Origin of the sequence: Puia sp. (assembly GCF_036500295.1) — a bacterium.
In the GTDB taxonomy this organism is placed as follows: domain Bacteria; phylum Bacteroidota; class Bacteroidia; order Chitinophagales; family Chitinophagaceae; genus Puia.
Genome location: NZ_DASYCH010000146.1, coordinates 1 through 12,671, shown reverse-complemented (window position 1 = coordinate 12,671; position 12,671 = coordinate 1). Strand labels below are relative to the sequence as shown.

Sequence of the window (12,671 nt, the reverse complement as noted above, 5' to 3'; positions counted from 1 at the left end):
ACGTGAAGGCGCCGCTGCTATGGTCGCCGGACCGGCCCTCATTGTATCATCTGCTCGTGACGGTGAAGGATGCTAACGGCGGGGTATGTACGGATTCGACGGAGATCGGATTCCGGAGCTATCAGTTTGTGGACCATGGTCCATTTATGCTCAACGGCGCCCGACTGCTCTTGCAGGGAACCCACCGGCACGAAGATGCCGCCGGCGAAGGGGCGGCGATGACAGAGGCGGAGATGCGCCGGGAGATGGTCCTGATGAAGGAGATGGGTGTCAACTATATCCGGCTGGCACACTACCAGCAATCGCGGATCATCCTGCATCTTTGTGACAGCCTGGGCATCCTGGTCTGGGAAGAGATCCCCTGGTGCCGCGGCGGGCTTGGCGGGGCAACCTACCGGGAGCAGGCGCGGCGGATGCTGACGAACATGATCAGCCAGCACTATAACCATCCGGCGGTGATCCTTTGGGGGCTCGGTAATGAAAATGACTGGCCGGGAGACTTCCAGGAGTTTGACAAAGAGAAGATCCGCAGTTTTATGAAGGAATTGAATGCGCTGGCGCACCGGCTCGATCCCGGGCGGAAGACTGCTATCCGGCGTTGTGATTTCTGCAGCGATATCCCCGATGTCTATTCGCCCTCGATCTGGGCAGGCTGGTATCGCGGGATTTTTACCGAGTATGCGGCTGCGACGGAAGAAGAATTTAAAAAAGTTTCGCATTTTGTGCATATGGAATGGGGTGGCGACAGCCACGCGCGGCGGCATTCGGAGAACCCGGACAAGGCCTTGCTGAATGTCCATGGCGGCCAGGGAACCGATGAACGGGCGGGGGATGCCTCCCTGTATGGCGGTGCGGCGCGGGTCTCGAAAGATGGGGACTGGAGCGAGAGCTATATTTGTAATCTCTTCGACTGGCATCTTAAAGCACAGGAGAAGATGCCCTGGCTGACAGGCGCTGCGCAGTGGGTCTTTAAGGACTTCTCCACGCCGTTGCGGCCGGATAACCCCGTTCCGTTTGTGAACCAGAAAGGAGTCGTCGAACGCGATGGGACGTTGAAGGAAAGCTATTTTGTTTTTCAATCGTATTGGACCTCGAAACTCATGGCGCATATTTATGGACATAGCTGGCCGGTGCGGTGGGGCGACGAAGGCGAGGCAAGGATGGTGAAGCTGTATTCAAATGCTGCCGAAGCCGAACTTTTCGTAAACGGCGTCAGTGCGGGGTTGCGACACAGAAATAGCCAGGATTTCCCGGCGGCGGGTTTGCGCTGGGCCGTTACTTTCCACAAAGGGAAGAATAGCCTCGTGGCGGTCGCGCGACGGGGAACGGCGGTGGTGAGAGATTCCGTGACCTTTGACTACCAGACGGAGAAATGGGGAAAGCCGACTAAGATGGAGATGGACCGGCTGAGCGGGAGTGAAACGGTTGCCGGCGGCCTGCCGCGCGCGAGCGGCGATACGGTGTGGGTCCGGGTGCGCCTGTTGGATGCGAAGGGCGTGACTTGCCTCGATGCGGCCAACCGGATCCATTGGGGGCTGGCAGGAGACGGCCGGTTGGTCGACGACCTCGGGACGTCGACGGGCTCCCGGGTGGTCCAGACTTTCAACGGGGTCTCGATGATCCGGGTCGTCTTGCAGGGCGGCCGGTCGGTCATCAGCGCGGCATCGGAAGGATTGCCGACAGTATTTTTTGATCTAAAGAACGAATGATATGCGACTACTTGTTTTATTTTTGTTGGCGGGATGGGGAGCTAGGGCGCAGGATATGCTCGTTATAAAAACCTTGCGGCCGTTGGTGATGAAAGAGGCTTCGGCGGCGATGAAGGAAGCGCCGGTGACGGTGACGGCGAGTCATTCGCCGCGCAGCGCAGGCGGCCGGCATGATTTCTTTTCAGAAGGGGATTATTGGTGGCCGAATCCCGTATCTGCCGACAGTCCCTACATCCAGAAGGATGGGCAGACCAACCCGGCGAATTTTACGGCCCACCGTCTGGCGATGATCCGCTTCAGCCGGATCATGGGGGCATTGGGTTCGGCGTATATCCTTACAGGGGATAATAAATATGTGACCCAGGCCCTTCGCCATGCCCGGGCCTGGTTTGTCGATACGGCGACGATGATGGATCCCGATCTGCAATACGCACAGGCGATAAAGGGCCGGGCAACGGGCCGGGGTATCGGCATCATCGATACGATACAATTGATGGAGGTGGTGCAGGGGCTCGAGGCGATGGAAGGGTCCACGGCAATGGACCGGGTGTTGCTGGCGAGGATCAGGGAATGGTTCTCGCGGTATCTGCAATGGCTGACGACACATCCCTACGGAAAAGAGGAGATGAATGCCGCCAACAATCACGGCACCTGTTGGGTGATGCAGGTGGCGGCTTTTTCCCGCTTCACCGGCGACACCGCGTTGATGGAGTTTTGCCGGCAGCGGTTTAAAACGGTCTTGCTGCCCAGGCAGATGGCCGCGGACGGGAGTTTCCCGCAGGAGCTGCGGCGGACGAAACCCTATGGTTATTCGCTGTTCAACCTGGATGCGATGACGACGATCTGTCAACTGCTTTCGGGGCCCGGGGACGATCTGTGGAATTTTACCACGCCGGACGGGCGATCGATGAAGAAGGGGATCGAATTCTTATATCCTTATATTGCCGACAAGGGGAAGTGGCCCTTTGCACAGGATGTGATGTACTGGGACCAGTGGCCCGTGGCCCAGCCGGCGTTGGTCTTCGGGGCCGAGGCTTTTGGGCGGAAGGATTGGCTCGATACCTGGAAGCGGCTCGACCACCAGCCGGAAAATGCCGAGGTGATCCGCAACCTGGCGGTACGCCATCCGTTGATCTGGCTGGACCGGAGGACGGAGGCCGCGCCCGGGGTAGCGATGGCGCGCAGCAGTTCGGCCCGGGATCTGCCAAAATAGTCAGACATTAAATAATGCATATGAAGAAAGCCTTTTTTACCGGAGTTTTTGTTGTTATGGCCGCCTGCGGTTTTGCGCAGCCGCTGGCACGGGAGACGGCTGGCCCTGGGAATGGGTCGGCGGGCAGTGACACGCTGACGCGGGACCAGCGCATGGCCTGGTGGCGGGACGCGCGGTTTGGGATGTTTATCCATTGGGGTGTCTATGCACAGCTGGCGGGAGAATATGACGGTCACACGATCGGCAAGGCGGCGGAGTGGATCATGAACCGTGGGAAGATCCCCGTTGCGGAATATCATAAAGTGGCCCGGCAGTTTAACCCGGTGAAATACGATCCCGACGCCTGGGTGCGGATGGCGAAGGACGCAGGGATGAAGTATATCGTGATCACCGCCAAGCATCACGATGGTTTCGCCCTCTTTGGAAGCAAGGCAAGCAAATGGAACGTCGTCGATGCCACGCCATATGGTAAAGATCTGCTCAAGCCGCTGGTCGCGGCCTGCCGCAAATACGGGATGAAAATAGGATTCTATTATTCGCAGGCACAGGACTGGAACAATCCCGGCGGCGCCGTAGCCCGGAAGCCGACCTCGGAAGGCTGGGCAAACCCCGACTCGGCGAAGATCGATGCCTATACAGCAGCGCACAGCGGCCACTGGGACCCGGCGCAGACGACCGATTCGATGGGCGACTATATTGACAAGGTATCGGTTCCCCAGGTGAAGGAATTGCTGACCAACTACGGCGACGTCGCCGTGCTGTGGTGGGATACCCCGACAGGGATGACCGATGCGTATGCCGGGAAGCTGCATGCGCTGCTCGCTCTGCAACCGAAGATCATCACCAACGACCGGCTCAAGCGCCCCGATTTCCCCGGGGATTATAAGACCCCAGAGCAGAAGATCCCGAAACTGTCGGACCTGGACGGGCAGGATTGGGAGACCTGCATGACGATGAACGGCACTTGGGGCTTCAAGGCTTCGGATCATAACTGGAAGACGCCGACGACACTCGTGCGTAACCTCATAGACATTGCATCCAAGGGCGGCAACTATCTGTTGAATGTCGGCCCCACCGCGGAAGGCGAATTCCCGCAGCCCAGCATCGATGCACTGAAAGCCATCGGCGTCTGGATGAAAGTGAACGGGGCAGCCATCTATGGCACAAAGGCAAGCCCGCTGGCGCCGCTGCCCTGGGGGCGTTGTACGGTAAAAGGGAAGGTCTATTATTTGAGTGTATTCGATTGGCCCGCCGACGGCAAACTGGTGGTGCCGGGTGTGAAGGGCGAGGTGAAGAAGGCAAGCCTGCTGGCCGGTGGTGCTGCATTGAAAACAGCAAGCGGCGCCGATGGATTGGTTATTACCGTACCGGCCGCGGCGCCGGATGCGATCGCTTCCGTGGTTAAGGTTGAATTGAAATAGCAGTCGCCGTAGGCTCATGGCGGCGGTGCCAAGATAGTTGAGTAAAAAGCAATTTGTGCGAAAGCAGCGAGGCTAAAATATAGCGTAGTTGCAGGTAGTAACGAATTGCTTTTTTATTTCAACTAAAACTGTTCGCATGAAAAGTCTTGTGACTGCCGGTTTGTTTTTTCTCACGGTATTTTTTTCTCTCACTCTTTCTGCGCAGCCTTCTTCCGTTGCTGTTCATGGAACGATCACCTCCTCCGGCGGAGAACCTCTTGCAGGGGTGTCGATCCTTGTAAAAGGGACCAGGACCGGTACGACGACAGGGGCGGACGGGCGCTTTCAGTTATCCGTAGCGCGCAATGGTACCCTGGTTTTTTCCTATGCGGGGTATGTCCCCAAAGAGGTCAGGGTAGGGACAACCGATCTGCCGGCATTCCAGCTGCGGCTGGAGGAGAACCGAAACGACCTCGACCAGGTGATCGTCGTCGGCTATGGTACACGGCGGAAGTCGGAGGTCACCGGCTCCATCGCTTCGGTAAGCGAGAAGGCCATCCAGGATGTTCCATCCGCCAACCTGAGCCAGGCGATACAGGGCCAGGCGGCGGGGATCGACATCGAAAAAAGCAAGGGCAACAGTCATCCCGGTCAGTCGCCGAATATCCTGATCCGGGGAACGCGGTCGGTCAAAGCCGGTAACGATCCCCTTTTTGTCGTCGACGGGATCCCGTTCCAGGGAAGCATCGATGATATCAACCAGGATGATGTGGCCTCGGTGGAAGTGTTGAAGGATGCCTCCTCCACCGCCATCTATGGCTCGCGCGGCGCCAATGGGGTGATCCTGGTGACGACCAAACGGGGACGGGCAGGGGCAAAGCCCCGCATCAGCTACAGCGGGTATGCCGGTTTTACAAAATGGCTTGGGGAATACCCCATGATGAACGGTCCACAATACCTCCAGCTGAAGAAATGGGCCACCTTCATCGGAAACCCGGGTGTCTACACCGGACCCGACGATCCCAACCTGATCAACGGTTCGCTGATCGCCCTGGCCCCGGAAGAAAAGCAGGGTATCGCCAACGGCCGCAGCACAGACTGGCAGAAGCTGGTGTATAAGACAGGCGTCAGCACCAATCATCAACTCGGGGTTTCGGGCGGAACCGACAATACCCAGTATGCGCTTGGCGCCGGTTATTATGATGAGAAAGGAGTCTATCCCGGCCAGGAGTTTACCCGGTATTCCCTGAAGCTAAGCGTTGACCAGCGATTGAATGACTTTATAAAGATCGGCCTTAGTTCGCTCAATTCGTACACCGTCACCCGGGGGGAAAACGTCAACCCGATGGGGCAGGCGTTGCGGGCCAGCCCGCTGGTGTCGCCGAATGACAGCACGGGAAAGCTGATCAATAATTTCCTGCCGGGGAGTGCGAACCAGGTGTGGAACCCCCTCGCGGATTTTCTGCCGGGAAATTCAGTGGAGAAAAGGAATCGCCTGGGCACCTTCTCGACGGTCTATGTCGAGGTTAGCCCGATGAAGAACCTGAAATACCGCTTCAACGGTGGTGCGGAGATCCGCAATGATGTCTATGGGAATTTCTACGGCCGGTATACGACAAACAACCTGGGTGTGCAGTCAACCGCCGAGAATGCCACGACCCAGACGACGAGTTATACGCTGGAAAACATGCTCATCTACGACAAGACCATCGCCCGGCGGCACAAGATCAATTTCACCGGGTTGTACAGCTTTCAAAAATACAGCGTACAGAACAACACCTTTGACTATGCCAGCGTGCTCTCGGACCAGGCGCAGTATTTCAACCCGGCGCTGGGCGCCAATTTTCAGGCTACCAACAGCACGTCCGATCCCAATAAGAACAACCTGATGCCCTGGGCGCTGATCTCATACATGGGCCGGCTGAACTATACATTCAACGATAAGTACCTGCTGACGATAACCATGCGTTCGGATGGGTCTTCCAAGCTGGCGCCGGGGAATAAATATCATGTGTTCCCCTCGGCGGCTCTGGCCTGGAATGCGATAAAGGAAAAATTCCTGATGAACCAGACGACCCTGACCAATCTGCGGGTTCGGGCGAGTTATGGGGAGGTCGGCAATCCGGCCATCAACCCCTACCAGACCCTGGGTTCGCTGACGGCGCAGACCTATAATTATGGCTCTACGAATACCACCGGGCTGTATCCCAACGCCGCACCCAACCCCAATCTGAACTGGGAGTACACCGCGACGGCGAATGCGGGGGTCGATTTCGGATTTCTGCAGAACCGGGTGACGGGGTCCATCGATGTTTATCACTCCTATACCCGCGACATGATCATGCCGGTGACCTTGCCGGCGTCCTCCGGTATTCCCTCACAGATTCTCACCAATATCGGCAAGAGCGAGAACAAGGGCATCGAGCTCCATCTCGCCGCGGATATCATCCAGTCCCATTCCAATCATGGCTTCTCCTGGTCGGCGGATGTGAATTTCTATCTCAACCGGGGCGAGATCACCCAGCTGTTGCCCAGCATCAATACCACGCTTGACGGCAAGCCCGCCGATCTGGCCAATAAATGGTTTGTGGGTCGGCCCATCGGGTCCTTCTACGACTATGTCCGGGCGGGAGTCTGGCAGGCTACGGCGCAGGATTCTGCAAATGCCAAGGCGTTGGGCCAGACGATCACGGGAAACAAGTCGGTCATCGGGCAGGCCAGGATCCTCGACCGGAATCACAACGGCGTTATCGATGCCGGAGACGAGGCTGTGGTCGGTACGCCGCAACCCAGATGGGAAGGCGGGACCACGCAGCGCTTTGCCTATCGCGGATTCGACCTCACCGTTGTCGCCTTTGCGCGGGTGGGCGGGACGATCGAGTCGGCGTTGTATGGGGCCGGCTATGCGAGCACGATGCAGGGCAATTATAACAATGTCAATATCGCCTACTGGACGCCGAAGAATCCGACCAACCGCTGGTCCGCGGCGAATTCGGCCCAGACCAATCCGCCCTATCACAGTACGTTTGCCTATTTCGACGGCAGCTTTTTAAAGATCAGGAGTATGACGCTGGGCTATACGCTGCCCGAGCCGGTGGTCAAAGGCATTGGATTCAAATCGATCCGTTTGTATGCAACGGCCAAGGACCCCTTTATTCTTTTCTCTGCCTACCGTGACAAGTATCACGGGATCGATCCCGAATTGACCGGTACGACGGATAATCTCAACACGCCGGCCAGCTGGTCGATGCTTTTTGGCCTGAATGTCGGTTTCTAATCAATAAACACAACGAACATGAAGATGCAATATAGACTACACGTGCTATTTTCCGGGTTCCTGCTGACCCTTGCCCTGTCCTGCAGCAAACAGCTGAATGAACACCCGAACTCCGTCGTGACGCCCGATTTTTTCTCCACCGCGCAGGGCTTCCAATCGGGACTGGACGCCGCTTATGGCGGGATGCGAAACCTTTGGGGAACGGAAAACCTCTTCACCATCACCTGCATAGGGACCGATGAGTTCATCACGGGGAACGACGGCACCGGCAACAACATCAATTATTACAGCAGCGGGTATACGCCGTCGGACGGGAAGCTTTCGCCGATCTGGAATTCCTGTTATACGTTTATCAACGACTGCAACGGGCTCGTCGATTATGGTCCGAAGATCGCCAACCTGGATTCCGTCAAGCGGAAGGAGATGATCGCCGAGGCGAAGTTCCTGCGGGCCAACTATTATTTCGTGCTGGTGCAGTTCTGGGGGCCGGTGACCCTGAACAAACATTTCCAGTCCACCCCGACCACGTCGGCGCAGCGGAGTCCCGTCTCCGATGTGTATGATTTCATCGTGCAGGACCTGCAGGATGCGATCGCGGGGTTGCCGGCCAGTCCGGTGGGGAGCGGGGTGTTGCCGGGGAAGGCCACGGCTGCGGCGGCGCGGCATCTGCTGGCCAAGGTATACCTGACCCGCGCCAGTTCGCTGGCGGCGCATGCGGATGACTACCAGAATGCGTTTACGATGGCGTCGGGGTTGATCACCAGCAGCGCCTCGCTCGGGCTGGGGTTGTTGCCGGATTTCGGCAGTGTTTACCAGGAAGGCAACGAGTCCAACAAAGAGGTGTTGTGGACGGTTCAGCATACGGCGTCGCTGGCGTATAACGGTTCGCCGACGCAGAACAGCAGCGGCAACGACAATGTGCTGGTGCATATGTGGGTGCCCAAATACGAGACCTTTGTGCCGGGCATGCAGCGCGATATCCTCGACGGCCGGCCCTATATCCGGGCGGTGCCGACGCGGTGGCTGACCGATACCGTCTTCAAGGAGAAGACGAACGACATGCGATATAACAAGACCTTTCAGACGGTGTGGCTCTGTAACAATGCGGCAGGGATCCCGAAGTGGCCTAATCCAGTTCCGTCGGGTGTGGATCCTTCTTTGGCCGGCAAGCCCAAATTTGCACTTGGCGATACCGCCTGTTATATGCCGGGCTCCGATGTGTCGGATGTGACCATCGCCGCGACGCGCTATCTGCTGATGCCGCCGCGCAAGTACAATATCCAGATGGGGCCTTACATGAAAAAGTATATCGACACGCGGCGCAGCGATATGAATGCCCCGTCGATCCGTCCGGTCATCGTCTGGACCTTATCGGAGACCTATCTCATCGCGGCCGAGGCGGCGATGCACCTGAACAATCTCCCGGCGGCCGTCGGCTATATCAACACCATCCGCGAACGCGCCGCCTATCCGTCGGGCAACGTCGCAGCGATGGATATCACCGCCGCGCAAATAACCCAGGATTTCATCCTCGACGAACGCAGCCGCGAACTCTGCGGCCAGATGACGCGCTGGTGGGACCTCGTGCGCACGCATCAGCTGCTGCCCCGCGTGATCGCGCATAGCTCCGACGGGCGGGCTAATATCGTCGGGAAGGATACCCTGCGCCCGATCCCCACCTCGCAGATCCAGGCGGTGACATCCGGCCCCGCCTACGGCCCGATGTCGGATCCGTTGTGGAATTGAGGAAAGAACTCGACCTCTGTTAGTTTGGCAAGCAATCGTTTACGGCCCCCTTTTTCTAAAGGGGGCCATTTTTTTTATTAATCTTTCGTTTCAAAACGAAAAATTTGCATTAATTCATCGTTTTAATGAGACCAAATCAGATTGAAAAGAAGGCATCCCCATTTGATATATGGACAAAAAAATAACGCCTCTTCAAAGCATCGTACCAATACTGGCAACCTTCACCCGCAAACGGTATTCCCCGCATCATCAGCGACGAGAAGCGATCCGTCGGGCAGCGTGAAGACGCCGACGGGGCGGCCATAGACTTCGTTCATGGATTCGTTGGCGATGAAGCCGGTGAGGAAATCTTCGGGGGCGCCGGAGCGGCCGTTGGCGAAGGGAACGAAGATGACGCGGTAGCCGGAGAAGCTGGTGCGATTCCAGGAGCCGTCGTCGAGCCATTCGATGTGCTCGAGGTCGTCGAGCTCCGCCGGGTCGCCGGCATTTTTTCCTTCGCCAGGATCAATTCGGTTCCCGCAAGGAGAAAGGGGCCGAGCCCGTGCGTATCATTTGTCTCCCGGGGGCGCGCATAATAGAAACGGATATTCTCTTCGACATTCGTGCCGATGCAGATATCGGTAACCTGTCCATCGGCAGTCACCCTGCGGGAAAGGCCGTCCCAGCCGTTGAGCGCGATGGAAAGGTAATGGGGACTGATCCAGCCCTTGTTGACGGCATGCGCGACGGTATAGATGAACATGGCCGTAACCGAGGATTCCATATAGGAGTCGGGTTTGTCGAGCAACTGATGCCACATGCCCGTACTGTCCTGATACCGGGAGAAGCCGATGATCTGCCGGAGAAGCATTTTCGTCAGCCGGGGACGGCGGGGATCGTCGGCGGGAAGCGCGTCGAGGAGGGCGGTCTGCGCCAGCGCCACCCAGCCATTGCAACGGCCCCAGTGCGCGACGCCGTTGGTGTTCTCGTCGTTGTAGAAAACATGAAAATACAGCCCGGACAGGCTATCGTAGATATAGCGGTTAAAAGCCTCCACCTGCTGCACCGCGAAATCGAAATATGCCTTGTCGCCGGTAGTCTTCCCCATTCGCGCCAGAAAGGGAACGCTCATATAAAGATCGTCGGCCCAGAGCGTCATCTTGCGGGGATTGTTGCGGGCAAGCGTCCCATCGGGAAACCGCACCTGCTTGTTGCGGATATAGTCGCCTACCCGTTGGAGATAGTCCATATACGCGGAATTTTTGTCGAAAGCGTATACTTCGAGCAGCCCGGCAGCCATCGAGCCGCAGTCATCGAGAGAACCTATTTTCATGACGGGCCGCCATTCCACCCCCGTGGCGCCGCCGTCATATTGTTTCCTGAAATAATCGAGATTGCTGAAGATGAAGTCATAATTCTTCCGCGCATAGTCGGAATATTTTGTGTCTTTCAGACCGGCGGCCGTTTGCATCATGCCGACCGCAAGCACGCCGTTGACATATTGCCATTTGTTGAATTTGCTTTCCGCTTTTATATCGGCGGAAGGGGTGAGCCCCTTCGTGCTGGTATAGGTTTCGCTCGTCTTGGGGTTGACAAAGCGAAAGCTCGTCGTCTGGAGGATATGATCGGCGACCCGGCGCACGAGGACCGCGGGATCGTTGTCCGGGGTTTGGGACCGGGCAGTGCCGGCAGTGAACAGGCACAGGAGAAGGGTTGTTAGCAGCGCCGGAAAAGCCCGGGCAGCGTCAGGAAGAATGACCGGCGAACAAAGCGATCGTTTGTGGTAGTGCATGGCTGTCTATTTTACTCAAACTTCCGGGTTTTTCGGCTGTCCCGGAAACGAATGCCAGAATAGTTGAATAAATTGCTAATTGGGTGGTTTCGCCGTTTTAGTTAATTTATTCACTTGCAGATATGAAAAAATTGCTTGTCGCAACGGTCGTAGCCCATCTTGTTTGTTTTTCTGTTTTTGCCTCGCCGGACCCTACCTCACCGGGCCCGGCTTCGAAGTCGGCATTAACCGTATCCAGCCCCAACGGCCAGCTTTCCTTCCATCTGTCGGCCGGAACGGGGGACCTGCTCTTCCGGGTCGAGGCGGGCGGCAAGCCGGTGGTAGAGAACTCCCCCCTGCGGTTCGTGCTTGACGGGCGGCTGCTGACAAGCGGGGCGGTGGTCCGGGGCAGTAAGAAGTTCAGCATTCATGAGCAATATGACTGGGTGGGTGTCCATACACCGGCCGTCAACGACTGCAACGGCCTGACGGTGGACCTGGCAAAAGATAAGACCCTGTTCTCCGTCGAGATCCGCGTCTTCAACGACGGAGCGGCCTTTCGCGTGATCGTCCCCGGTGCGCCCGGCGCGCAGCGGATCCCCGACGAAGCTTCGGTCTTTCGCCTTCCCGGCGAGGCAACCATCTGGTATCATGATATCAACGGACACTATGAGGGCACGCACGTAAAAAAGAAACTCGCTGACGTTCGGGCGGAGGAGTGGGTCGCGCCTCCGGCCACCTTAAAACTGCCTTCGGGATCATACATGGCAATTACCGAGGCGAACCTGCAACGCTATAGTGGGATGGTGTTGCAATCCGATGGGAAAGACGGTCTGGTGGTTCGACTGGCGAATCACCAACCGGCTTCCCATCCTTTTGTGTTGCGGTATTCCGCCGACGACGTAGCACGGCTGGCAAAGCCCGCCGTCGTAAAAGCAACGATCTCGACGCCCTGGCGGGTGATGATCATCGGCGCCGACCTGAATACCCTGGTCAACAGCGACATCGTAACGGACCTCTGCGCGCCGCCGGACGCCAGGCTTTTTCCGCAAGGACTTCACGAGCCCTGGCTGCGACCCGGCCGCGCCGTCTGGAAGTATCTCGACGGCGGCGGCGACGGCACCCCCGAGGTGATGAAGCATTTCACTGACGAGGCGGCCCGCCTCGGGTTTGAATACAATATCCTCGAAGGGTTCTGGCGGAAATGGACCGACGAGCAGCTGAAGGACCTCGTCGACTACTCGCGGGAGCGGCATGTGGGCATCTGGGTCTGGATGCATAGCAAGGACCTGCACGATTCGACGGCGCGGCGGGCGCTCTTTCAACGCTGCCACGACCTGGGCATCGCAGGACTGAAGATCGATTTTTTCGACCACGAAGCAAAAGAGGTGATCGACCTCTACGATGCGATCCTGCGCGAGACCGCGGAGCAACATCTGCTGGTCGACTTCCATGGCAGCAATAAACCGACGGGCCTCTCCCGTACCTGGCCTAACGAGATGACCCGCGAAGCGGTCCGGGGAATGGAGTCGAGCCGCCTGGCTGACCGGGCCACCCATGAGACGACACTTCCTTT

7 protein-coding genes are annotated in these 12,671 nt (G+C 57.6%); 6 read left to right on the top strand and 1 reads right to left on the bottom strand.

The features are described 5' to 3' along the window. The 5 genes from VGM48_RS25550 to VGM48_RS25530 form a co-directional block, all read left to right on the top strand. On the top strand, positions 1–1,709 hold a 1,709-nt coding region (locus VGM48_RS25550; RefSeq protein WP_331583957.1), incomplete at its 5' end, for a glycoside hydrolase family 2 protein. 1 nt (position 1,710) lies between these two features. Then, entirely contained in the window at positions 1,711–2,922 is a 1,212-nt protein-coding gene (locus tag VGM48_RS25545) for an alginate lyase family protein (RefSeq protein ID WP_331583955.1), read from the top strand. Between the two features lie 20 nt (positions 2,923–2,942). Continuing rightward, positions 2,943–4,343, top strand: a complete 1,401-nt coding sequence (locus VGM48_RS25540) for an alpha-L-fucosidase (RefSeq protein WP_331583953.1) — start codon at positions 2,943–2,945, stop codon at positions 4,341–4,343. 136 nt (positions 4,344–4,479) lie between these two features. Then, entirely contained in the window at positions 4,480–7,599 is a 3,120-nt protein-coding gene (locus VGM48_RS25535) for a TonB-dependent receptor (protein ID WP_331583951.1), read from the top strand. 18 nt (positions 7,600–7,617) lie between these two features. Further along, a complete protein-coding gene (locus VGM48_RS25530; RefSeq protein ID WP_331583949.1) occupies positions 7,618–9,345 on the top strand; it encodes a RagB/SusD family nutrient uptake outer membrane protein in 1,728 nt (575 codons plus the stop codon). Positions 9,346–9,658: 313 nt separating this feature from the next. On the opposite strand, the gene VGM48_RS25525 is transcribed toward VGM48_RS25530, so the two are convergent. Continuing rightward, a complete protein-coding gene (locus tag VGM48_RS25525) occupies positions 9,659–11,116 on the bottom strand; it encodes a glycoside hydrolase family 88 protein (RefSeq protein WP_331583947.1) in 1,458 nt (485 codons plus the stop codon). 122 nt (positions 11,117–11,238) lie between these two features. Between VGM48_RS25525 and VGM48_RS25520 the strand changes: the two genes are divergently transcribed. Then, positions 11,239–12,671: glycoside hydrolase family 97 N-terminal domain-containing protein (locus VGM48_RS25520; protein WP_331583945.1), on the top strand; the 1,433-nt coding region annotated here is incomplete at its 3' end.